Raw genomic sequence first — 23,916 nt, 5'->3', positions numbered from 1 at the left:
ATGACTTCTCTCAACGAATTTGTGGGCCGATGAATCGGCTCTTGGCTTCAACGTGGATGCTGGCGTCATCGGCGTCCTTGAGGATGAATTTCACCTCGTTGGTGCTCGATGGCAGTTGTTCCGGTGCACTGGACAACTCGACCGGCTGGCTGAAAATCTCCCCGGCGGCGACTTTGATTTCGCGCTTGCCTTGCAGCTTGAGGTCCGGCAGGCCAGTGGCTTCCAGCACATAGGTGTGGTCGCGCTGATCCTTGTTCATGATCTTCAGGCTGTAGACGTTTTCGATCCGGCCTTCGGCGTTTTCGCGGTACAGCACGCGGTCCTTGCTGACGTCGAAACCGACCAGCGAACGCATGAAGAACGCGGTCACCAGCAACGCGATCATCGCCAGCAGCACCGTGGCATAGCCAATCAGGCGCGGGCGCAGTTTATTGGTTTTTTGCCCGGACAGGTTGTGCTCGGTGGTGTAACTGATCAGGCCGCGCGGATAGTCCATTTTGTCCATGATGCTGTCGCAGGCATCGATGCACGCGGCGCAACCGATGCACTCGACTTGCAGGCCGTCACGGATATCGATACCGGTCGGGCACACCTGGACGCACATGGTGCAGTCGATGCAATCGCCCAAGCCCAGAGCCTTGTAGTCGACGCCTTTTTTACGCGGGCCGCGGGACTCGCCACGACGCGGGTCGTAGGAAACGATCAGGGTGTCTTTGTCGAACATCACGCTCTGGAACCGCGCGTACGGGCACATGTAAATGCACACTTGCTCACGCAACCAGCCGGCATTGCCGTAGGTGGCGAGGGTGAAGAAACCGACCCAGAAATACGACCAGCCATCCGCTTCGCCGGTGAAGAAATCGAGGGTCAATTCGCGGATCGGCGAGAAGTAACCGACGAAGGTCATGCCGGTGACGAAGCCGATCAACAGCCACATCGCATGCTTGCTGAACTTGCGCAGGAATTTGTTGGCGCTCATCGGCGCCTTGTCGAGCTTGATGCGCTGGTTGCGGTCGCCTTCGGTGACCTTCTCGCACCACATGAAAATCCAGGTCCAGACGCTTTGCGGGCAGGTATAACCGCACCAGACCCGACCGGCGTACACCGTAATGAAGAACAGGCCGAAGGCGCTGACGATCAGGATGCCCGAGAGCAAGATGAAATCCTGGGGCCAGAAGGTCGCGCCAAAGATAAAGAATTTACGCTCCGGCAGGTTCCACCAGACGGCCTGGTGGCCACCCCAGTTCAGCCAGACCGTACCGAAATACAGCAGAAACAGCCCGGCACCGCCGATCATCCGCAGGTTGCGGAACAGGCCGGTGAAGGCGCGGGTGTAGATCTTTTCTCGAGAGGCGTAGAGGTCGACGCTGTTGTTCGCGTTCTTGGCGGGCGGGGTAACGTCGTGTACCGGAATCTGATTGCTCATCATTGCATCCCACGGCAGTGGAAAAATGCCTCGGTCAGTACATGCCGACCGCGGTCAAAAAGAGGTGTTGCAGTGGCCCAATGATACGCCTGTAGCTCTAGCTCAAGGGTGCGACCTTTGGTCACGTTGGTGGAAATCAACTGACGGTGTAATGACTTGAATCAATTGACTTGTGAATTATGGATGGTTTTGTGGGGGTGACGAACTCATTCGTCCCATGGATTGATCAAGGCAACACCACTGGATTGAAAATCGCTGACGTTGCGGGTGACCACTGTGAGTCCATGAACGAGCGCAGTCGCAGCGATCAGGGCGTCACTTTCATTGGCACGGTCCGGAACATGCAAACTGGCACAGCGTAGGGCTACGGCGGCATCTATCGGCAGGATTCTGGCATCGAAAGCCGGTATGACGTGGCGCTTGAGCCAAGTGCGCAATACCTTTCCCTGGACGGGATCACGACGTTCCATACGTAGCACCCCGGTCTCCAGTTCCTTCAAGGTAATGGCCGAGATAAACATGCGTGGCGCGATGATGCTCTTGGCCCAGGCGACGACGTTCGCGTCAGCCTGGGGTTTGCGCAATTCAGAAATCACATTGGTGTCGAGTAGAAACATTCAGGACAGATCCACGGGGCGATGAGTAATGACGGCGCGCTCGGTTTCGAACTCGATGTCTGCCGCTTCTGGCATTACCAACAGGTCGACGATGTCGGCATTGATGCCGGTCAGTTTTTGGTAGTCCTCTATGCTTAGCAGCACATGCGCCGGCTTGCCTCGGTCGGTGATGAAAACCGGCCCTTGACGCGTGGCTTTTTTGGCACCACTTGTGTCCTGATTGAATTCTCGACTGGAAATGGTGGTGATGGCCATCATCGTCGGCCCTCCTGTATCAACAATGTAGAAACGTTACTACCAGGCTGTGTGTCTCGCAACCACCAGGCGCAAGAGTTCGACCACCGGTCGTTGTTGGCATGGGGTAACGTTCTGGAAACAACACCTATTAATATAGAACTTCCAAGCCTTTGTTTTTTTTTGTCGATGGCATAAGTTGTAAGCGCACCTGTTTTGTGTGCGTTATTTTTTAACTTCAATAGAAAAGGATTTCTATGTTTCTTGATATAAAGATCAAGGTGCTGTCAGGCGCATTGTTGTGTATCGCAGTGGGTAATGTTTATTCGGCACAAGATGATTACCTTCCAAGGCATTTGATATTTACTTCGGACCCACAATACCCATGGACTGAAAGTTCCGATCACGGGTGGGATGAGTCAACGTCGGAAAAAGAAAAGCGCTCACAGTGGCTGATTGAGACCCAGTATTCCGATGTGGCGAATTTCAGGAGCAACTTCAGTGTTGATCCTGCAAGGGTTCCGGTCATGATCAATGGCGACATGACCGCCTTTGGGCATGGCGGCCAGCGCTCAATGGTCAACGCCTTGCTTACAAAAGCATTGGGTGAGCATTACGACTACGGACTGGGTAATCATGATTACGAAAACAATGTGGATGATTGCAGCTTTCCAGAAAATAACTGCGCCGCCGACAGCATCGTGGCGTTGAAGGAGAAGTATTGGGGCAACGTTGACAGTATGGATCTGGCTGCGCGAACCGAGGATGGAGCCAAGGTTTATTATGGCAGCCTTGCCTACTCCAAAGTGGTGGGCGATGTTCATCTGATTCAACTACACAATGAACCCACTTACACCGTTAACTTTTCTTCGGGGTTCCCATTGAACAGGGTCAGGTTCGAGATTTCAGATGCGCTGGATTGGTTGGAGCGCGATCTGCAACGTGCGCGCAGTCAAGACAAGATCATTATTCTCAACCTGCACAAGCCTGATCAATGGAAGGGCAGCAGCGAGCAGGTAGCCCGTTTCAAAACCATGATCGAACGGTACAAGGTGAGCGCCGTGTTCGCCGGGCATCTGCACACGGAGCCAGGCCTCTATACCGGCTGGAACCGCCGCGACTACTTCGGTGAAGTGCCGGTGTTTCTCAGCGGCGGTGCGTCCAGCCAGACCTACCTGATCGCCGATATCGCCCCGGATCGCCAGACGCTGAAGGTGCACCAGGTCAATGGCAACAACTGGCCGAGTCGTCAGCTGATCGCCACCGTGGCCGTTCGATAACCGCTGTTTCCCGATCAAAAAAAAGCCCCGTCAGATGACGGGGCATTTTTTATTGCAGCAAGCGTTTGCCTTACTGGGCGTCCGGCGCCGGAGCCTTCTCACCGTGAGACAGGCTGTAGACGTAAGCGGCCAGCAGGTGAACCTTGTCGTTACCTTGCAGCTGTTCTTGTGCAGGCATCTGGCCCTGACGGCCGTAACGGATGGTCTGCTGCAGTTGAGCGAAGCTCGAACCGTAGATGAACGCTGCAGGGTGGGTCAGGTTAGGTGCGCCCATGGCTGGCGTCCCTTTGCCTTCCGGACCGTGGCCCACCGCGCAGTTGGCGGCGAACAGTTTCTGGCCGGCAACCGGGTCGGCCTTGGTGCCTTCCGGCAGCTTGCGGCCATCGAGGTTGGTCAGCACGACCGCGGCAACGTCAGCAACACCTTGCTCGCCGATCACTTCAGCCCAGGCCGGCATCACGGCGTGACGACCGCCCATGATGGTGGTCTTGATGGTTTCTGCCTCACCGCCCCAGCGCCAGTCGGCGTCGGTCAGGTTCGGGAAGCCATAAGCACCCTTGGCGTCGGAACCGTGGCAAACCGAGCAGTTGGAGGCGAACAGACGGCCACCCATCTTCAGGGCTTGCGGGTCCTTGGCCACTTCTTCGATCGGCATGGAAGCAAATTTGGCGAAGATCGGGCCGAACTTGGCGTCCGATTTGGCCATTTCCTTTTCCCACTCGTGAACGCCGGTCCAGCCGCTCTGGCCGTTGGCGAACGCAGTCTGCTTCTCGTTATCCAGGTAGTTGTAACCCGGCAGCAGGCCTTTCCAGTTGCCCAGGCCCGGGTACAGCACCAGGTAGCCCAGGGCGAAGATGATGGTGCCCACGAACAGCATGAACCACCATTTCGGCAGTGGGTTGTCGTACTCCTCGATCCCGTCGAAGGAGTGGCCAACCGTTTCTTCGGTGGCTTCGCTGCGCTGGCCCTTGCGGGTGGACAGCAGCAGCCAGGTCAGGGCGAAGATGGTGCCGAGACTGAGGACTGTGACGTACAGACTCCAGAACGTAGTCATTCTTTGTTACTCCTAGAAGCTTGCTCGACGTGCTTGATGGCTTCGGGATCATCCGCGAAAGGCAGCAAGGTCGCGTCTTCAAACTCCGACTTGCGCTTGGGGCTGAACACCCACAACGCCAGACCGATAAAGGCCACCATCACAACAACGGTGCCCAGGCCACGAATCATCCCGATATCCATCTAAATCACCGTTTGCTTTTGATGATGGTGCCCAGGCCTTGCAGATAGGCCACCAGCGCGTCCATTTCGGTTTTGCCCTTCACAGCATCCTTGGCGCCGGCGATGTCTTCGTCGGTGTAAGGGACGCCGAGCGTGCGCAAGACTTCCATTTTCTTGGCGGTGTCTTTGCCGTCGAGCTTGTTTTCCACGAGGAACGGGTAGGCCGGCATTTTCGACTCAGGCACCACGTTGCGCGGGTTGTACAAGTGCGCACGCTGCCAGTCATCGGAGTAACGACCGCCGACACGGGCCAGGTCCGGACCGGTACGCTTGGAACCCCACAGGAACGGGTGGTCCCAGACGCTTTCACCGGCGACCGAGTAATGGCCGTAGCGTTCGGTTTCAGCACGGAACGGGCGGATCATCTGCGAGTGGCAGCTGACACAACCGTTGGCGATGAAAATGTCACGGCCTTCAAGTTCCAGCGCCGGGCGCGGCTTCATGCCCTCGACCGGCTTGTTGGTGACGTCCTGGAAAAACAGCGGAACGATCTGGGTCAGGCCGCCGATGCTGACGGCGATAACCATGAAGAAGGCCAGCAGGCCAATGTTCTTCTCGACTGCTTCATGCTTCATCAGTGAGCTCCAACTACAGCAATCTGAGCGGCGGCTTCGGCTTCAGCCGGGTTCGAGGCACGTACGGTACGCCATACGTTGTAGGCCATGAACAGCATGCCGCTGGCAAAGAACGCACCGCCCAGGGCGCGAACGATGAAACCAGGGTGGCTGGCTTGCAGTGCTTCGACGAAGGAGTAGGTGAGGGTGCCGTCGTCGTTGATTGCACGCCACATCAGGCCCTGGGTGATGCCGTTGACCCACATCGAAGCGATGTAGAGCACGGTGCCGATGGTTGCGAGCCAGAAGTGCGTGTTGATCAGGCCGATGCTGTGCATCTGCGCACGACCGAACAGTTTCGGGATCATGTGGTAGATGGCGCCGATCGAGATCATCGCTACCCAACCGAGGGCACCGGCGTGTACGTGGCCGATGGTCCAGTCGGTGTAGTGCGACAGCGAATTGACGGTCTTGATGGCCATCATCGGGCCTTCGAAGGTCGACATGCCGTAGAACGCCAAAGACACGACCAGGAAGCGCAGGATCGGGTCGGTGCGCAACTTATGCCAGGCGCCCGACAGGGTCATCATGCCGTTGATCATGCCGCCCCAGCTCGGTGCGAGCAGGATGATCGACATCGCCATGCCCAGCGACTGGGCCCAGTCCGGCAAAGCGGTGTAGTGCAAGTGGTGCGGACCGGCCCAGATGTACAGGGTGATTAGCGCCCAGAAGTGCACGATCGACAGACGATAGGAGTAGATCGGACGCTCGGCCTGCTTCGGAACGAAGTAGTACATCATCCCCAGGAAGCCGGTGGTCAGGAAGAAACCGACCGCGTTGTGGCCGTACCACCACTGGATCATCGCGTCAGTCGCACCGGCGTAGGCCGAGTAGGACTTGAAGAAGCTGACCGGCAGGGACGCGTGGTTGACGATGTGCAACATCGCCGTCACGACGATGAAGGCACCGTAGAACCAGTTACCCACATAGATGTGCTTGGTCTTGCGCTTGGTGATAGTGCCGAAGAACACCAGACCGTAGGTTACCCAGACGATGGCCAGCAGAATAGCCAGGGGCCATTCCAGTTCCGCGTATTCCTTGGTCGTGGTGTAACCCAACGGCAAGGTAATGATCGCGCCGACGATCACCGCTTGCCATCCCCAGAAGGTGAAGGCAGCGAGGCTGTCGGAAATCAGTCGCGTTTGGCAGGTTCGCTGCACGACGTAATAAGAAGTGGCAAACAGTGCACAACCACCGAAGGCGAAAATCACCAGGTTGGTGTGCAACGGGCGTAAGCGTCCAAAAGTCGTCCACGGCAGACCGAAGTTCAATTCCGGCCATACGAGCTGTGAGGCGATGAAGACACCAAGCCCCATGCCAAGGATCCCCCAGACCACCGTCATGATGGCGAACTGGCGGACTACCTTATAGTTATAAGCAGTCGGACTGATTGCTGTGCTCATTCTAAGGTTCCACGGTTTGGGTGTTTTATTAGGAGTAAAAATCGGCCGCAAGTATGGAGAAAGCGGGGGGTCATTGCAACGCGCCATGACCTGGGTCAATGCTTTCAAAAGCTGATTCTGCGGCCTTTCCATGCGCCGCGTAAGGACAAAATTGCCCGTGGGCAAAATGTCGCAGCGGACGAAAAAGGTGAGGGGGTCAGGTCAGTTGTAACGGGGTGTGTTCAAACACAACGATCGGCTGACCGACGGCAATTGGCACGACAGCCGGTATCTACCAGCCTTTGCGGCCTGTCATCGAGCAGATTCGTTGAACACATCGCGTCGGGTCGACCTGGAACCGGCTCATGCCAGTCCGCATCGGAGCAAGCTTAGACCCGAATCTGGTGAACCGAAAGGCGGACTAACGGAGGGTGCGACAATGGGTCGCAAAGGGGCAGGGAACTGCCGCAGTCCGAAGAATGCGGCAGCAGAGCGGTCGAGATTTATTCGCCTTTGCCTTCAGCCTGCAAACGCTCTGTATTCAGCCCGTGTGACAGGCTGTACACATAAGCGGCCAGCAATTGCACTTTATCGTTGCCGAGCAGTTCATTCTGCGCCGGCATATGGCCCTGGCGACCATGACGAATCGTCTGTTGCAGTTGCGCCAGGCTTGTACCGTAAATGAATCCGGCCGGGTGCGTCAGGTTCGGCGCGCCCATGGCTTCAGTGCCCTGGCCGTTTGCCCCATGACAGGCTACGCAGGTGGTGCTGAACAGTTGCTGTCCGGCTTTCAGGTCGGCGCCGCTGTCATCCGGTAGCGGCAGGCCGGCCAGGTCATGACGCACATAAGCGGCGACATTCTTCACGCCCGCGTCACCGAGGATTTCACCCCAGGCCGGCATGGCGGCCATGCGACCGCCCATGATCGTGGTTTTGATCATCTCGGCATCACCGCCCCAGCGCCAGTTAGTGTCGGCAAGATTAGGGAAGCCAAAAGCACCCTTGGCATCCGAGCCGTGGCACACCGAGCAGTTGGAAGCAAACAGGCGACCACCCATTTTCAGCGCTTGTGGGTCCTTGGCCACTTCTTCCAGGGGCATGGCGGCGAATTTGGCGAAGATCGGTCCGAACCTGGCGTCTGCCTTGTCCATTTCCTTTTCCCACTCGTGGACGCCAGTCCAGCCGTCCTCATAGCCCGGCAAGACACCTTTCCAGTTGCCCAGGCCCGGATAAAGCACCAGATAACCCACGGCAAACACCAGCGTGCCGGCGAAGAGCATGAACCACCACTGCGGCAACGGGTTGTCGTACTCCTCGATGCCGTCGAAGCTGTGGCCCATGGTCTGGTCGACGCTGCCTTTGGTTTCGCCCTTGCGGGTGCCGATCAGCAACCAGGTCAGGCCGATCAGGCTGCCGATGGTCAGTACGCAAATCCACGTACTCCAGAAGGTGGTCATGGCCGGGTACTCCTTGTTGTTGCAGGTTCTTGGGGGGTGGCGTTGCCGGGTTGCGGCTCATCGGCGAATGGCAGCAAGCGCGCTTCGGCGAATTCCGGGCTGCGCTTGCTGCTGAACACCCACAACGCGAGGCCGACGAAGGCCACAAACACCACGACCGTGCCCAGGCCGCGGATCATTCCACTGCTCATTTCAACGACCATGGCTCACCTCTTGCTCTTGATGGCTGTGCCGAGCACTTGCAGGTAGGCCACCAGCGCGTCCATTTCGGTCTTGCCCTTGAGCGAGGCGACGGCGCCTGTGATGTCGTCGTCGGTGTACGGCACGCCGAGGGTGCGCATGGCCTTGATCTTGGTTTCGGTGTGGCTGCTGTCGAGTTGATTGGCCACCAGCCATGGGTAGCCGGGCATTTTCGATTCCGGCACGACGTTGCGTGGGTTGTACAAATGCGCGCGGTGCCAGTCTTCGGAGTAGCGACCGCCAACCCGTGCCAGGTCCGGACCGGTGCGTTTCGAGCCCCACAGGAACGGGTGATCCCAGACGCTTTCACCGGCCACCGAGTAGTGGCCGTAGCGTTCGGTCTCGGCGCGGAACGGCCGGATCATCTGCGAGTGGCAACCGACGCAGCCTTCGCGGATGTAAATGTCGCGACCTTCCAGTTGCAGCGCGGTGTAGGGCTTCATGCCTTCCACCGGTTTGTTGGTCACGTCCTGAAAGAACAACGGGACGATCTGGGTCAGACCGCCGATGCTCACGGCCAATACCATCAACAGCATCAGCAGGCCGACGTTTTTCTCGATTGTTTCGTGTTTCATGGCGGTCTCCTCAGGCGATCTGCGCAGCAGCGGCGACTTCGGCAGGCTGCGAGGCCCGCACGGTGCGCCAGGTGTTGTAGGCCATCAGCAACATGCCGCTGAAGAAGATCGCACCGCCGACCAGCCGCACGACGAAGCCTGGGTGGCTGGCCACCAGGGTTTCGACGAAGGAGTAGGTCAGCGTGCCGTCGTCGTTGATCGCGCGCCACATGAGGCCCTGGGCGATGCCGTTGACCCACATCGAGGCGATGTAGAGCACGGTGCCGATGGTCGCGAGCCAGAAGTGCGCGTTGATCAGGCCGATGCTGTGCATCTGCGTGCGGCCGAAGATTTTCGGGATCATGTGATACAGCGCGCCGATCGAAATCATCGCCACCCAGCCGAGAGCGCCAGCGTGAACGTGGCCGATGGTCCAGTCGGTGTAGTGGGAGAGGGCGTTGACCGTCTTGATGGCCATCATCGGCCCTTCGAAGGTCGACATGCCGTAGAACGCCAGCGAGACCACGAGGAAGCGCAGGATCGGGTCGCTGCGCAACTTATGCCAGGCGCCCGAGAGCGTCATCATCCCGTTGATCATCCCGCCCCAGCTTGGCGCCAGCAGGATCAGCGACATCACCATGCCCAGCGACTGTGCCCAGTCCGGCAGCGCGGTGTAGTGCAAGTGGTGCGGACCGGCCCAGATGTACAGGGTGATCAGCGCCCAGAAGTGCACGATCGACAAACGATAGGAATACACCGGACGCTCGGCCTGTTTCGGCACGAAGTAGTACATCATCCCGAGGAAACCGGCGGTGAGGAAAAAGCCGACGGCGTTATGGCCGTACCACCACTGGACCATGGCATCGGTCGCACCGGCGTACACCGAGTAAGACTTGGTGAAACTCACCGGCAACTCAAGGTTGTTGACGATGTGCAGAATCGCCACGGTGATGATGAACGCACCGAAGAACCAGTTGCCGACATAGATGTGCCTGGTCTTGCGCTGCATGATCGTGCCGAAGAACACGATGGCGTAGGCAACCCAGACGATGGTGATCAGGATGTCGATCGGCCATTCCAGTTCGGCGTATTCCTTGGAGCTGGTGTAGCCCAGCGGCAGGCTGATGGCCGCCAGCAGGATCACCACTTGCCAGCCCCAGAAGCAGAACGCGGCGATTTTCGGCGCGAACAGTTGTGTCTGGCAGGTGCGTTGCACCGAATAGAACGAACTGGCGAACAGGGCGCAACCGCCGAAGGCGAAGATCACGGCGTTGGTGTGCAACGGGCGCAAACGGCCGAAACTGGTCCACGGCAAATTGAAGTTGAGTTCGGGCCAGACCAATTGGGCCGCGAGAAAAACCCCGAGCCCCATGCCAACGATGCCCCACACCACCGTCATAATGGCGAATTGGCGGACCACCTTGTAGTTGTAGGCGGTACTGATAGAAGTGTTCATGGTTCCCCATCCACGGTTCAGCCGAAGTGAAGGCCTGTCTTTGCGAGTAAGCCGCAAGGCAATGACGCTTCCTTCGCCTGGAGTTATAGGCAGACTAAAAGCGAGGCAAGCATGGACAAAGAGCACAAGGCCAGTATTGACGGGGATCAATGGGCGCGGTGTGTGCAGGAACATGGATGGTTGTGGAATGCCGCTGAAGCGCCGGCATCGGCGACGCTGATTCTCGCCCATGGCGCCGGAGCCCCAATGGACAGCGCCTGGATGACCGACATGGCTGAACGCCTTGCTGCTCAAGGCATCAATGTGCTGCGCTTCGAGTTTCCCTACATGGCGCAACGGCGTATCGATGGGGGTAAACGTCCACCGAACCCGGCGCCGAAACTGCTGGAATGCTGGCGTGAGGTGTATGCCGTGGTGCGACGCCATGTCGCTGGGCGTCTGGCGATTGGCGGCAAGTCCATGGGCGGGCGGATGGCCAGTCTTCTGGCCGATGAACTGCAAGCCGATGCGTTGGTGTGCCTCGGGTATCCGTTTTATGCGGTCGGTAAACCTGAGAAACCTCGGGTCGAGCATTTGGCCGGGTTGAAGACACGGGCGCTGATTGTTCAAGGCGAGCGGGATGCGCTGGGGAATCGCGAGGCGGTTGAAGGCTATGCCTTATCGCCGAGCATTGAGGTGTTCTGGTTGGTGGCGGGGGATCATGATTTGAAGCCGTTGAAGGCTTCCGGGTTTACTCATGAGCAGCATTTGGCGGCTGCGGCGGGGAAGGTTGCTGCATTTCTTCAGTGAAATTTACAGTGCCGGTCAGGGCCTCTTCGCGGGCAAGCCTCGCTCCTACAGGTTATCGGCGTGCGCATGATCGACGCATGACCTGTAGGAGCGAGGCTTGCCCGCGAAGGCAATCGGTCGGGCGTTGCATTGCTTCAGTGAACGGTGTGCTGGGAATCAGGCCTCTTCGCTGGCAAGCCAGCTCCTACAGAGGATTACGGTCTCTTGTAGGAGCTGGCTTGCCAGCGAAGGCGGCCTGAAGGCTTACCGGTTAAACCGTTGCACCAACGAATACTGGGTATTCGCCGTCTTGGTCAGTTCTTCACTCAACAGCGCCGAGTGTTGTGCCTGTTCCGAGGTCTGGTCCGCCAGTTGCGAGATGTTGCTGATGTTGCGGCTGATTTCTTCAGCCACCGAGCTTTGCTCTTCCGTCGCCGCGGCGATCTGCGTGGTCATGTCGGTGATGTGAGCCACCGCTTCGCTGATCCCGATCAGCGCCTGGTCAGCTTCCAGTACCCGTGCCACACCTTCTTCCGCCTGGCGATGCCCGGCTTCCATGGTTTGCACCGCGGTGCTGGCGGTTTGCTGGAGTTTGGCGATCAGGGCGTGGATCTGCCCGGTGGATTCGCTGGTGCGTTGCGCCAGTTGCCGAACTTCGTCAGCCACTACCGCAAACCCACGACCCATCTCACCGGCGCGGGCCGCTTCGATGGCCGCGTTCAAGGCCAGCAGGTTGGTCTGGTCGGCGATGCCTTTGATCACATCGACTACGCCGCCGATTTCGTCGCTGTCCTTGGCCAGTTGGGTCACGGTCAGACCGGTTTCACCCACCACCACCGAAAGACGCTGGATGGCTTCGCGGGTTTCCCCTGCGATGTCGCGGCCGCGACCGGTCAGGCGATTGGCTTCCTGAGTGGCATCCGCCGTGCGCTGCACGTGGCTGGCAACTTCTTGAGTGGTGGCGGCCATTTGATTGACGGCGGTGGCCACTTGCTCGGTTTCGACACGCTGGCGTTCCAGCCCGTTGGAGCTGTTGTGGGCCAGGGTGTCGGACTGTTTCGCCTGGTCGCTCAAGTGCTCGGCGGTGTCTTGCAGGCGGGTCAGGCAGGTTTTCCGGCGAGCTTCCTGGCTGAGGATCGACATCTCCAGACGCGCCTGAGCGCCACGGCGGTCGGTGTACATCTGTGCGATCAGCGGATCAGAGGTGGTTTGCCCGGCCAGCACCAGCAGACGCTTGAGGCCGCGCTGTTGCCAGCTCAAACCCAGCAAGCCCAACGGCACCGACAGACCGGCGGCCAGGGCAAAGCCCCACTGGGACGTCAGCGTGGCACCGATCATGAAGCTCAATTGGCTGACCAGAATGAACGGCAGCCAGTCCTGCAGCACCGGCAGCCATTTGTCTGATGAAGGAATCGCCGATTTGCCTTGGTTGATGCGTTGGTAAAGCGCTTCGGCGCGGCGGATCTGTTCGGCAGTGGGTTTGACCCGCACCGATTCGTAGCCAATCACTTGATTGCCATCGAAAACCGGCGTGACGTAGGCGTTGACCCAATAGTGGTCACCGCTCTTGCAGCGATTCTTGACGATGCCCATCCACGGCAAGCCTTGCTTCAGCGTGCCCCACATGTGCGCGAACACAGCCGCCGGGACGTCAGGGTGACGCACCAGGTTATGTGGCGCACGGATCAGTTCCTCTCGCGAGTACCCACTGATTTCAACGAACGCGTCGTTGCAATAAGTGATCACGCCCTTGGCATCGGTGGTGGAGATCAACCGTTGCTGAGCCGGGAAGGTCCGTTCGCGTTGTGTGGTGGGCTGGTTGTTACGCATGGCTTGTTCAATCCGCAAAGGCTTTCAAGAGTTGTCGGCTGTGTCGCGGATTTGTTGAAGATTTTTTTCCGAAACCAGACGTGCGTCCCAAATTCGCGGCGTGGATTAAATGGATCCATCTGCCCGGCGGTCGAGCTTTTCCGGTTTCCCTCAAGGGGTTCGGCGCGTATGATTCGCCGCTATTTTGCGTAGGGCGTTATCTTTGGTCAGGTAGGAAAAGTACATAACACTCAGGGTGTCGTCGGTTTTCCAGCATTTACATTAATGGAATTTGATTGTTGTTCGGCCCTTGGCAAAAGGGCCGGGTATAAAAAGGGCTAGTAGCAATGCGTAAGAAAGTTGCAATCATAGGGACGTCGTTCCGTTTTCCAGGCTCTACTTCTGCAACTTTTTGGCCGCAGCTGCTGGACAGGCAGAGCTTTATTACCCAAGCGGATTTTTCCCGCTGGTCCAAAGACGAGTTCCTGCACCCGGACAAGGCAAACCCCGCAACGTCCTACACGTTTGCTGCCGGTTCCCTGGGCGATATTTCTACTTTCGATGCTGGGTTCTTCAATATTTCCCCACGTGAAGCGGCGGTCATGGACCCTCAGCAGCGCCTGTTGCTGGAGCTTGGCTGGGAAGTGTTCGAGAACGCCGGGGTCAAACCGTCGAGCCTGCGTGGCAGCGATTGTGGTGTTTACCTGGGGATCGCCAGTGTCGACTACGGCTATCGCCTCGCGCATGACATGTCGACGATTGATGCGGGCACCGCTACCGGTAATACCTTCAGTATCGCGGCCAACCGGTTATCTTTTTTTTATGACCTTCAAGGTCCGAGCATGGCCATCGACACGGCGTGCTCTTCGTCCCTGATTGCTTTTCACCAGGCGTGCCAGGCCATTCAGAACGGCGATATCGAACAGGCGATTACCGGTGGCGTCAGCCTGCATCTTCACCCGTTCGGCTTCCTGATTTTCGCCAAGGCTTCAATGCTGTCGCGCACCGGCCAATGCCACGTGTTCGATGAGTCTGCCGATGGCTATGTCCGGTCTGAAGGCGCGGGGTTGTTCTACCTGAAGGATTACGACAAGGCGATTGAAGACGGTAATCAAATCCTCGCCGTCGTTGCCGGCAGTGCGGCCAATACCGATGGGCGAAAGTCGAGCCTGACCGTCCCGAGCGCGGACGCGCAGATTGACCTGATGAAGCAGGCCTACGACCGTGCCGGCATCAGTGCTACAGACATTGATTACCTGGAGGCGCACGGTACAGGCACGCCCGTCGGCGATCCTATCGAGAGCCGGGCAATCGGTGAAGCGCTGGGCCAGCAGCGCCCGGCGGATCAGCCACTGCTGATCGGTTCGATCAAAAGCAACATCGGGCACCTTGAGGCCGCCTCGGGTGTTGCCGGCTTGATGAAAGCGCTGTACTGCGTGATCGAACGCCAGGTGCCGGCCACTATCGGCATCAAGAACCTCAATCCAGACATTCCGTTCGCTGACCTCAACCTCAGTGTGGTCACCGAAACCCGGGCGCTCAAACCCAATGGAAAACTGGTGGTTGGGGTCAACTCCTTCGGTTTTGGCGGAGCCAATGCCCACGTCATCCTGGAAAGTCCGCCACACGCGCCGCAGGCTCCGAGCCAGAAAGGGCAGGCAGTACCGCTGATTGTCACTGCCAAGGACAGCGCAGCCCTGGCGGCCCAGTCCGAACAACTCGCGCATTGCTTGTCCGGGACGGATGCGGCCAACCTTTACGACGTGGCCTACCAGTCGATCTTCCGCCGCGAGTTGCACCCGCACCGGGTCGTGGTGTTCGGTGCAGAGGCCCAGCGCAGCGCACAGGCGCTTCTGGATTTCGCCACGGAACCGGGCGTTCCGGCATTGTCGACGGTGCTGGAAAGCGGCCGTGGCCTGGATCAGGCAAAAGGGCCGGTGTTTGTCTTCTCCGGTAATGGATCGCAGTGGCAGGGCATGGGCCAGTCGTTACTGGCCGACCCGGTGTTCCATTCGGCGGTTGCCGAGGTGGACGCGATTTTCCAACCGCTGTCCGGCTATTCGTTGATCGCCGAACTCGCGGGCGAGCAGGGCGATGACCGTTATCAGCTGACTGAGTTTGCGCAACCGGCGCTCTTTGCCTTGCAAGTGGGTGTCACCCGCATGCTGGCCAAAAAAGGCGTCGTGCCGGTGGCCGTGATTGGCCACAGCGTGGGTGAAGTCGCAGCCGCCTGGGCATGCGGTGCGCTGACGCTGAACGACGCCACTCGCGTGATCTACCACCGCAGTCGCCTGCAAGGTTTGACCAAGGGCAGCGGCAAGATGGCAGCGGTAGGTTTGTCGGGCGCAGACACGGCGAGCGTGATGCAAACGCTCGGCCTGGACAACGAGCTGGTGGTCGCTGGCGAGAACAGTTTCAAAGGCGCAACCGTCGCCGGTCCGGTGCACGCACTGGAGATTCTGGAGCAGGCGCTGACCGAGCGTCAGGTGTTCGTCCGTCGCCTGGGTCTCGATTATGCGTTCCACTCGCCGGCCATGGAGGTGATTGCCGATCAGATCATCGACGTATTGAGCGATGTCGTCCCGGGGCCTGCCCGTATTCCAATGTATTCGACCGTCGCCGGTGACGTACTGGCCGGCGAACATCTGGACGCCGAATACTGGTGGAAAAACATTCGTTATCCGGTGCTGTTCCAGTCTGCGAGCGAGGCGCTCGCCAGGCAGGGCTACAACGTATTCGTTGAGGTCGGCCCGCACCCGATCCTGCGTGCCTATGTGGCCGATGCGCTGGCCAGCCAGGAACTCGAAGGTGTTGTTATCCCCACGCTGCTGCGTGGTGAAGAAAGCCCGCAGTTGATTGATCGCACGCTGGCGAAAGTGCTGATTGCCGGCGTCGACATCGACCTGCAATGCCTGTTTCCTCACACCGGGCGCTTCGTGCAACTGCCCAATTACGCCTGGCAACGCGAACGTCACTGGCACGCCGACACGCCCGAATCTTCTGGCAACCTGCGTCGTGAACGCGTCCATCCGCTGCTGGGTTACCCGCTGCCCGAGCATGAGTTCACCTGGGACAATCGCCTCGATACGCAACTGTTCCCGTCACTGGGCGACCACAAGGTGGGCGACTCGGTGTTGTTCCCGGGGGCAGGTTTCACCGAAGTCGTGCTGGCGGCTGCTTTGCAGTATCAACCCGGTGAGTTTGTAGAAATCGAAGAGCTGGAAATTCACAGCCCGCTCTTGCTCCATTCGGATTTCAGCAAAAAAGTCCGGGTGATGATCGACAGCACCGACGGCGGCGTTTCCATTGTTTCACGTAGCACCGCCCAGGCTGAGCCGTGGGTGCAGCATGTGGTTGCCAGGCTTCCTGGTGAAGCGCGCGGCGGGCTGCTGAGCGGTAGCGCTCCGGTTTTGCCCACGCGTGATCCCGACTTCACCTCGGCTCAACACTTGGCACTGACCCATGCAGTCGGCCTCAATTATGGCCCGGCCTATCAAGCGGTCGAGGCAGGCTGGATTGACGGCAACCAGGTATTGGCGCGGTTGACTGTCCCGGCTCCGATCGAGGCAGAACTCGCCAGCCTGAATGTGCACCCGGCGCTGCTGGACAGTGCTTTCCAGTTGATCACTCAATTGCTGAGCCAGGATGCCGATCGCCGTAAAGGCCTGGCCTTCATCCCGGTCAAACTGGGGCGTATCACCTTCGCCACCGGCAGTCTGCCGCCTTGCCTGGCCCAGGTGACCCTGGTGCGGCGCTCGGAACATTCCCTGCTGGCGGACTTCACGCTGTACGACGTACAGGGCCGCGCGGTCATCTGCATCAAGGACGCCCGTTTCCGTGGTGTGCGCCTGCACAAGGATCGCAGTGGCGACATCAAGCTGGTGGACTTTGTCGGGGTAGCCAAGCCCTATCCTGCCAATCAACGCGCAGTGCCATTGGCGGCTTCACGGCTGGAGACGCAACTGCGCCAGCACCTTTGCGCTATCGCGGATGATCCGGCGCTGACCCGTTATGCCGATGAAATCGACCCGTTGCTGGACGGCCTGTGTGGCAGTTTCCTGCTGGAAGCCATCGAGAAACTGGGCGGTGAGCTGACACTGCAACAACGCTCCGCCTGGGAGGCGGGCGGTTATCTTGACCATCTGCTTGAGCAAGCGGTGGAAGATGGCAGCGTGATCGCGGTCGACGAGGGCCGCTGGCAGCTTGCCGATCAGGGCGAGCGGGCGAGTGCGCAAGACATCTGGCAAGAACTGTTCAGCGGTTATCCCGAGCACTTCCAGATTATTCATTCGGTCGGCCGGATCGGCATGCACCTGCTGGAGTTGATCAACGGCAAGATGAGCCTTGCGCAACTGCTGCCGCGTGAAACCACACCCGCCGTATTGACTCGCATGGTCCTCGGTGCCTCCGGTCACCATGCATTGCTGGGCGGACTGCGAGAACACATCAGCCAACGGTTGAGTGTTCTGCCTGACGGGCAACGCTTGCGTATTCTCGAACTCGGCTTCGAGGGTGCACCTCTGGCGGCAGACCTGTGTGTCGGCCTGGATTTCGACCGGGTCGATTACCAATACGCTGCGCAAAACATCGAAACGGTGTCGATGCTCCAGGCTGACTTCGCGGATCTGCAGATACTGAGTCTGGACGCGTTGGAAAAAGTCGCTCGGCTGCCAGCGAACAGCTTCGATCTGGTCCTCGTCGCCACCGACCTGGCTGCGCTGGATGCTATCAGTCAAGGCTTGCTGCAGGGTGCTGCCAGGTTGTGTGCCCACGGTGAAGTATTGCTGCTGGCACAACACCCTGCGCGTTGGGCCGATTTCACCTTCGGTGCCGAGCCTTCCTGGTGGCTGGCCCGGCCGGGGCAAGCGGCGCTGTCGGTGCAACAGACTCCAGGCTTCTGGCAACAGGAACTGCGGCGTCATGGCCTGACAGTGTCCGAGCCTCTGGAATTTATTCCGGGCTCGGCGTCCGGCAGCTATCTGTTGGTAGCGGCCGAAGCGGGTGCGAAGACCCTCTTGGCGGCCCCTGAACATCCGCGTCAACGCTGGTTGCTGATAGCCGACGAGCAAGGTCCTGAAGCACCGTTTGCCCAGGCACTGGCCTCGCTGTTGAGTGAGCAGGGACAAGAGGTCGCGCTGCTTGCACCTGACTCGGCATCGGTGCTGGCACAACAACTACGTGAATGTGCGCCTCAACACATTGTGATGCTGGCCGGGCTGTTCGCGCCCCGAGGGCTGGATGCACAGGCTGACCGCTGCATGCTCGCCGCAGGCATCACGCAAGCCTGTGAGTTGGCCGGCGTCGCAGCGGATTGCTGGCTGCTGACCAGCGGCGCCGCTGTTCATTTATTACCGCAAGGCGCCCGCCTCGAAACGACGGTGCAAGGCATCGCCGATGCGGCCTTGTGGGGCTTCGGTCGGACCTTGGCTAACGAAGCGGTCGGCTGTCGTGTGCGGCTGCTCGATCTGGCGATTGGCGCCGGTGTCGAGGCGCTGGTGCCGGCATTGCTCAATGCTGATGAAGAAACCGAGCTGGTGGTCAGCGCGGCTGGCGATCGTTATGTCGCAAGGTTGCGGGTCCAGCCCGATGAGTTGCCTCCTCATGTGCCGCTGGATGCGCCGACGCAGGTCAGGCTCGGCTTCGACTTGCCGGGACAGTTGCGCAATTTGCGCTGGGAAGCACGGGCGCCGCTCGTTCCGGCTGACGATGAACTGGACATCGAAGTTCAGGCCACCGGGCTGAATTTCCGCGATGTCATGTACGCATTGGGTCTGCTGTCGGATGAAGCGATCGAAAATGGTTTCTCAGGGCCGACGCTGGGCTTCGAATTTGCCGGTGTTGTGCGCGGTAAAGGGGCATTGATCGGCGGTGATTTCCAGCCGGGCGATCGGGTCGTCGGCTTCGGTCCGTCGAGCTTCGCCAATCGCCTGGTGACCAACGCCAACGCGGTGGCGCGCATTCCTGACGGCATGTCCTTCGAAGCGGCAGCGACCATTCCAAGTACCTTCTTCACCGTGTATTACGCGCTGCATCACCTGGCGCGGCTTGAACCGGGAGAGAAAATCCTGATTCACGGCGCTGCGGGTGGCGTCGGTATTGCCGCGATCCAGATTGCAAAATGGTGCGGCGCCGAGATCTACGCCACGGCGGGCAGCGACGAGAAGCGCGATTTCCTGCGTCTGATGGGCGTCGAGCATATTTTCGACTCGCGTTCCCTGGCGTTCGCCGATGACATCCTGGCCGTTACCGATGGGCGCGGCGTCGACGTGGTACTCAATTCCCTGGCGGGCGAGGCGATCAATCGCAACCTGCGGGTGCTCAAGCCGTTTGGTCGTTTCCTCGAACTGGGCAAGCGCGACTTTTACCAGAACACCAAGATCGGTCTGCGGCCGTTCCGCAACAACATCAGCTACTTTGGCATCGACGCCGACCAGCTCATGAGCGAACGCCCGCAGCTGACCCGTCGGCTGTTTGGCGAAATGATGGAGTTGTTCCGCGACGGCATTTTGAGCCCGTTGCCCTATCGCGCCTTCGATGCCAACGAAGTCGTCGAAGCCTTCCGCTACATGCAGCAGGCCAGACAGATCGGCAAGATCGTCGTGACGTATCGCACGCCGATCCAGAATGTTGTCAGCGCACCGGTGGTGCATCCGCAGGTGCTGACATTGGCCGCCAACGCCACCTACCTGGTCACCGGCGGGCTTAGCGGTTTTGGCCTGCGCAGTGCGCAATGGCTGGTGGAAAAAGGTGCCCGTCACCTGGTGCTGCTCGGCCGTCGTGGTGCCGCGACTGAAGAAGCTCAACCTTTGCTGACACTCTGGCGTGAGCAGGGCATCGAGGTCCAGGCGCTGGTCTGCGATATCACCGACGCAGCGCAGCTGTCGTCGGTCATGGCGCGCATTGAATCCAGCGCCTGGCCATTACGTGGCGTGGTGCATGCGGCAACGGTGTTCGATGACGGTTTGATCCGCAATCTGACCCGCGAGCAACTGCAGCGCGTGCTGGAGCCCAAGGCCAAGGGCGCGCAATACCTGCATGAATTGACGGCCCACTTGCCGTTGGATTTCTTCGTGCTGTTCTCCTCGGCCACGACCTTGTTCGGCAACCCGGGGCAGGCCAACTACGTCGCCGCCAACCATTGGCTCGAAGCACTGGCGCGTCATCGCCTGGCGCTGGGGCTGCCGGCGACCAGCGTACTGTGGGGGGCCATCGATGATGCGGGTTTCCTGGCCCGCAACCAGGACATCAAAGACGCCCTGCAAAGTCGTATGGGCGGCGCTGCTTTGCAGTCGCATGCGGCATTGCAGATGCTTGAACGCTTGCTGTTGCAGCGGCGTTCGGGGCTGGGCGTGCTTGAGCTGGACTGGAAAGCGCTGTCGCGATTCCTGCCGGCCGCCGACTCGCCGAAGTTCAACGAGCTGGCGAGGTTGCACGGTGGTGAGCAGGACGAAGAAAGCGATGTCGACGATATCCAGCGACTGCTGGCCGAAATGGACGACGCCGAGCTGATCGAACTGTTCGGTGAAATGCTCAAGCAGGAAATCAGCGAAATCCTGCGTTTGCCAACCAGCAAACTGGACGTCACGCGACCGCTCCAGGAGTTGGGTCTGGACTCGCTCATGAGTGTCGAGCTGGTGGTAGCGGTCGAGGAGCGATTTGGTGTTCGTTTGCCGGTCATGGAGCTGAGTGAAGCGTCAAGCATCGGCAAGATCACTGTGCGAATCCTTGAACTCCTGCGCGGCAATCAGGACAGCGATGTGCCGCCGGTTGCCGGCAATAATCTGCAGTCTCTGGCGAGCGATACGCTCTCCCGTCACGGGGTCGAGATTTCCCGCGACGCCCTCGAGATGAGCGATGGGCTTGGCACCCAGGTTTCAAAACCTTCACGTTTGATTAATTGATCCGAACCATGACCCATAAAACTACGTCCGGGCTTGCCACTTCGATGAAGGACAAGCTGATCCAGCAAGCCCTGGAGCGTCGCCTGCGCAAAACCGGCGAGGGTGCTCCCAGCCCTTCGCTGGACAGCATCAAAGGCACCCAGCGCGAGGATTTCGGGCAGTTTTGCCGATTCGATCAGCACCCTGGCTACCAGCATTTGCGCATCATGCTCGACGGGGCCGCGCGCTTTGGCCTGGCGAATCCGTTTTTCAAGTTGCACGAAGGTTTGGCGGGCGCCGAAACCGTCATGGGCGGTAGTCGCTTCGTGAACTTCGCGAGCTACAACTACCTGGGCTATTCAGGGCACCCGCTGGTTGCTGAAGCCGCCAAGGCGGCCATCGATCGTTATGGGACTTCGGTTTCGGCCAGCCGTCCGGTGTCGGGTGATCGTCCGATCCATCGCGAGCTGGAGCAGGAACTGGCCCGACTCTACGAGGTGGACGACGCTATTACCTTCGTCAGCGGCCACGCGACTAACGTGACCACCATCGGTTATCTGTTCGGTCCGCGGGATTTGATCCTGCATGACGAACTGATCCATAACAGCGTTCTCCAGGGCATCCAGTTGTCCGGTGCCCGGCGCCTCAGCTTTGCCCATAACGATTGGGAGGCGGTTGACCGGGTGCTGAGCGATCAGCGTCAGCATTTCGAGCGCGTGCTGGTGGTGCTCGAAGGCATCTACAGCATGGATGGCGATTTCCCGGATCTGCCACGCTTCGTCGAACTGCGAAAGAAACATCAGGTGTTGCTGATGGTCGATGAGGCGCATTCGCTGGGCGTCATGGGACAGACCGGCAAGGGCATCCGCGAGCATTTCGGTCTGGCCGGCAGTGACGTGGATATCTGGATGGGCACCTTGAGCAAAAGCCTGGCCAGTTGCGGTGGTTACATAGCGGGTGAGTCGGCGCTGGTTGAACACCTGAAGTTCCTGGCGCCGGGCTTTCTCTACAGCGTTGGAATGCCGGCATCTGTGGCGGCGGCCGCGTTGACGGCTTTGCGTTGCCTGCCTGAGGATGGCGAGCGCGTCGCCACCTTGCAGGCGCGGGGCCGGCAATTCCTTGAGTTGGCCAGGGAAGCGGGCCTGGACACCGGCACCAGCACCGGCCTGGCGGTGGTGCCGATCATCACCGGCAGTTCGCTCAAGGCTGCCCAGCTGTCCAGCGCGTTGTCGCGACGTGGTATCAACGCGCAGCCGATTCTGCATCCGGCAGTGCCCGAGAAATCGGCTCGTGTGCGCTTTTTCGTGTCATGCCTGCACACCTCGGAACAAATTGCCGAAACCGTCGCGATTGTTGCTCATGAACTGGAAAAACTGTAAGCCGAGCAGCCGAAAGATCGATGCAATATTCGAAGCCGCCTTCGCCGGCAAGCCGGCTCCTACAGGTTTCGTTCACTGAATGATGTGTGAACGCGCTTGTGTAGGAGCTGGCTTGCCAGCGAAGACGGCCTCAAGCCTTGCAGCGCCAATCAAAACGTCTTCGCCGGCAAGCCGGCTCCTACAGGTTGGGCGTCGTCCACAAAATGTTGGTGTGCACGCGTTTTTGTAGGAGCTGGCTTGCCAGCGAAGACGGCCTTAAGCCTTGCAGCGCCAATGAAAACGCCTTCGCCGGCAAGCCGGCTCCTACAGGGTTGGCGTCACCCACAAAATGATATGTGCACGCGTTTTTGTAGGAGCTGGCTTGCCAGCGAAGACGGCCTTAAGCCTTGCAGCGCCAATGAAAACGCCTTCGCCGGCAAGCCGGCTCCTACAGGGTTGGCGTCACCCACAAAATGATATGTGCACGCGTTTTTGTAGGAGCTGGCTTGCCAGCGAAGGCGGCCTCAAGCAGCCGGCATTTACAACCAAATGGCGTCCCACAAAGGGTAGTCATGCACACGCCTGACCAGGTCTGCACGCAATGGGTTGGCGACGATGTAACGGGCCACCGACAACAGGTTTTCTTCGCTGCGGATGGCGCGATCGTGGAAGCCTTTTTGCCAAAATTTACCCGAGCGACCCAAGTAGGCATTGATCTCTCTCGCGCTGCGAGATTTCGTTGCAAGCATCAACTGCGGCAACGTGCTGTCCTGGAGTTCGACCAGCCAGTGAAAGTGGTCGGGCATCACCACCCAGGCCAGGGAGTCCGCCCATCCTTCTGTGCTGGCCAGGCGAAATTGATCCACCACCAAGCGTCCCACTCGCCAATCGCTGAACGCCGGTTCACGCAGGTGGGTTACGGCGGTGAGCAGGTAGATTTGTCCGGACTGGGAATAACGGCCGGCGCGCAGTTGGTTGGCGTGGGAGCGAGTAGGCAATCCTTTGCCCTCCTGTATAGATCGAAAAGGGAAAGGCTAGCGCGAGGATGATTTACCGTCGTAAAAGTTTGGATCCGGATATGTATTGACCGCCGCCTTCGCTGAACGATGTCTGCACGCAAATTCGTAGGAGCTGGCTTGCCAGCGAAGGCGGCCTCAAGCCCTTGCAGCGCCATTGAAAACGCCTTCGCCGGCAAGCCGGCTCCTACAGGTTGGGTGTCGTCCACAATATGATGGTGTGCAGGCGTTTTTGTAGGAACTGGCTTGCCAGCGAAGACGGCCTCAAGCCTTGCACTGCAAATGAAAACGCCTTCGCCGGCAAGCCGGCTCCTACAGGGTTGGCGTCACCCTAAAATGATATGTGCACGCGTTATTGTAGGAGCTGGCTTGCCAGCGAAGGCGGCCTCAAGCCTTGCAGCGCCAATCAAAACGCCTTCGCCGGCAAGCCGGCTCCTACAGGTTGGGTGTCGTCCACAATATGATGGTGTGCACGAAAATTTGTAGGAGCTGGCTTGCCAGCGAAGGCGGCCTCAAGCCTTGCAGCGCCATTGAAAACGCCTTCGCCGGC

17 protein-coding genes are annotated in these 23,916 nt (G+C 59.3%); 4 read left to right on the top strand and 13 right to left on the bottom strand.

Translation table 11 applies throughout. The features are described from left to right. Window positions 1–10: 10 nt before the first annotated feature. From ccoG to AEQ67_RS14765, 3 genes are all read right to left on the bottom strand, one after another. On the bottom strand, window positions 11–1,426 hold the full coding sequence (gene ccoG, locus AEQ67_RS14775; protein WP_059404566.1) for a cytochrome c oxidase accessory protein CcoG: 1,416 nt from the start codon (window positions 1,424–1,426) through the stop codon (window positions 11–13). Window positions 1,427–1,632: 206 nt separating this feature from the next. Continuing rightward, window positions 1,633–2,043 carry a type II toxin-antitoxin system VapC family toxin gene (locus AEQ67_RS14770; RefSeq protein ID WP_059404565.1) on the bottom strand — a complete coding sequence of 137 codons (411 nt, stop codon included), beginning with the start codon at window positions 2,041–2,043 and terminating at the stop codon, window positions 1,633–1,635. Beyond that, on the bottom strand, window positions 2,044–2,298 hold the full coding sequence (locus AEQ67_RS14765; protein WP_059404729.1) for a type II toxin-antitoxin system Phd/YefM family antitoxin: 255 nt from the start codon (window positions 2,296–2,298) through the stop codon (window positions 2,044–2,046). A gap of 236 nt (window positions 2,299–2,534) precedes the next feature. Here AEQ67_RS14765 and AEQ67_RS14760 point away from each other — a divergent pair, with 236 nt between their 5' ends. Beyond that, window positions 2,535–3,557 (top strand): metallophosphoesterase family protein, encoded by a 1,023-nt coding sequence (locus AEQ67_RS14760; RefSeq protein ID WP_059404564.1) that lies wholly within the window; start codon window positions 2,535–2,537, stop codon window positions 3,555–3,557. Between the two features lie 70 nt (window positions 3,558–3,627). Here the strand turns inward: AEQ67_RS14760 and ccoP (AEQ67_RS14755) are convergent, their stop codons facing one another. The 8 genes from ccoP (AEQ67_RS14755) to ccoN (AEQ67_RS14720) form a co-directional block, all read right to left on the bottom strand. Beyond that, the gene (ccoP, locus tag AEQ67_RS14755; protein WP_059404563.1) at window positions 3,628–4,611 is read right to left on the bottom strand and encodes a cytochrome-c oxidase, cbb3-type subunit III; all 984 of its coding nucleotides are present in this window, start codon (window positions 4,609–4,611) and stop codon (window positions 3,628–3,630) included. Beyond that, the gene (locus tag AEQ67_RS14750) at window positions 4,608–4,793 is read right to left on the bottom strand and encodes a CcoQ/FixQ family Cbb3-type cytochrome c oxidase assembly chaperone (RefSeq protein ID WP_003175465.1); all 186 of its coding nucleotides are present in this window, start codon (window positions 4,791–4,793) and stop codon (window positions 4,608–4,610) included. The genes ccoP (AEQ67_RS14755) and AEQ67_RS14750 overlap by 4 nt, the downstream gene beginning before the upstream one ends. A 5-nt stretch (window positions 4,794–4,798) precedes the next feature. Beyond that, window positions 4,799–5,407, bottom strand: coding sequence for a cytochrome-c oxidase, cbb3-type subunit II (gene ccoO, locus AEQ67_RS14745; RefSeq protein WP_059404562.1), 609 nt, complete (start codon window positions 5,405–5,407; stop codon window positions 4,799–4,801). Beyond that, window positions 5,407–6,849 carry a cytochrome-c oxidase, cbb3-type subunit I gene (gene ccoN / locus AEQ67_RS14740; protein ID WP_059404561.1) on the bottom strand — a complete coding sequence of 481 codons (1,443 nt, stop codon included), beginning with the start codon at window positions 6,847–6,849 and terminating at the stop codon, window positions 5,407–5,409. The genes ccoO (AEQ67_RS14745) and ccoN (AEQ67_RS14740) overlap by 1 nt, the downstream gene beginning before the upstream one ends. A 482-nt stretch (window positions 6,850–7,331) precedes the next feature. Further along, the gene (gene ccoP / locus AEQ67_RS14735) at window positions 7,332–8,285 is read right to left on the bottom strand and encodes a cytochrome-c oxidase, cbb3-type subunit III (RefSeq protein ID WP_059404560.1); all 954 of its coding nucleotides are present in this window, start codon (window positions 8,283–8,285) and stop codon (window positions 7,332–7,334) included. Next, window positions 8,282–8,488 (bottom strand): cbb3-type cytochrome oxidase subunit 3, encoded by a 207-nt coding sequence (locus AEQ67_RS14730; protein ID WP_059404559.1) that lies wholly within the window; start codon window positions 8,486–8,488, stop codon window positions 8,282–8,284. The genes ccoP (AEQ67_RS14735) and AEQ67_RS14730 overlap by 4 nt, the downstream gene beginning before the upstream one ends. A gap of 3 nt (window positions 8,489–8,491) precedes the next feature. Beyond that, window positions 8,492–9,100, bottom strand: coding sequence for a cytochrome-c oxidase, cbb3-type subunit II (gene ccoO / locus AEQ67_RS14725; RefSeq protein WP_059404558.1), 609 nt, complete (start codon window positions 9,098–9,100; stop codon window positions 8,492–8,494). A gap of 10 nt (window positions 9,101–9,110) precedes the next feature. After that, window positions 9,111–10,535 (bottom strand): cytochrome-c oxidase, cbb3-type subunit I, encoded by a 1,425-nt coding sequence (gene ccoN, locus AEQ67_RS14720; protein WP_059404557.1) that lies wholly within the window; start codon window positions 10,533–10,535, stop codon window positions 9,111–9,113. Window positions 10,536–10,646: 111 nt separating this feature from the next. Between ccoN (AEQ67_RS14720) and AEQ67_RS14715 the strand changes: the two genes are divergently transcribed. Beyond that, entirely contained in the window at window positions 10,647–11,324 is a 678-nt protein-coding gene (locus AEQ67_RS14715) for an alpha/beta family hydrolase (RefSeq protein WP_059404556.1), read from the top strand. 243 nt (window positions 11,325–11,567) lie between these two features. On the opposite strand, the gene AEQ67_RS14710 is transcribed toward AEQ67_RS14715, so the two are convergent. Next, window positions 11,568–13,133, bottom strand: coding sequence for a methyl-accepting chemotaxis protein (locus tag AEQ67_RS14710; protein WP_059404555.1), 1,566 nt, complete (start codon window positions 13,131–13,133; stop codon window positions 11,568–11,570). A 326-nt stretch (window positions 13,134–13,459) separates the two neighbouring features. Between AEQ67_RS14710 and AEQ67_RS14705 the strand changes: the two genes are divergently transcribed. Continuing rightward, window positions 13,460–21,013: a type I polyketide synthase gene (locus AEQ67_RS14705; RefSeq protein WP_059404554.1), complete on the top strand. Its 7,554-nt coding sequence runs from the start codon at window positions 13,460–13,462 to the stop codon at window positions 21,011–21,013. 8 nt (window positions 21,014–21,021) lie between these two features. Next, window positions 21,022–22,371, top strand: a complete 1,350-nt coding sequence (locus tag AEQ67_RS14700) for an aminotransferase class I/II-fold pyridoxal phosphate-dependent enzyme (protein WP_059404553.1) — start codon at window positions 21,022–21,024, stop codon at window positions 22,369–22,371. A gap of 518 nt (window positions 22,372–22,889) precedes the next feature. Here AEQ67_RS14700 and AEQ67_RS14695 read toward each other — a convergent pair. Next, on the bottom strand, window positions 22,890–23,348 hold the full coding sequence (locus AEQ67_RS14695) for an REP-associated tyrosine transposase (protein WP_059404552.1): 459 nt from the start codon (window positions 23,346–23,348) through the stop codon (window positions 22,890–22,892). Window positions 23,349–23,916: the final 568 nt, after the last annotated feature.

Source organism: Pseudomonas sp. RIT-PI-q, assembly GCF_001297125.1.
Taxonomy (GTDB): domain Bacteria; phylum Pseudomonadota; class Gammaproteobacteria; order Pseudomonadales; family Pseudomonadaceae; genus Aquipseudomonas.
The sequence above is the reverse complement of the archived record's forward strand: the minus strand, read 5'-3'. Positions and strand labels throughout refer to the sequence as shown.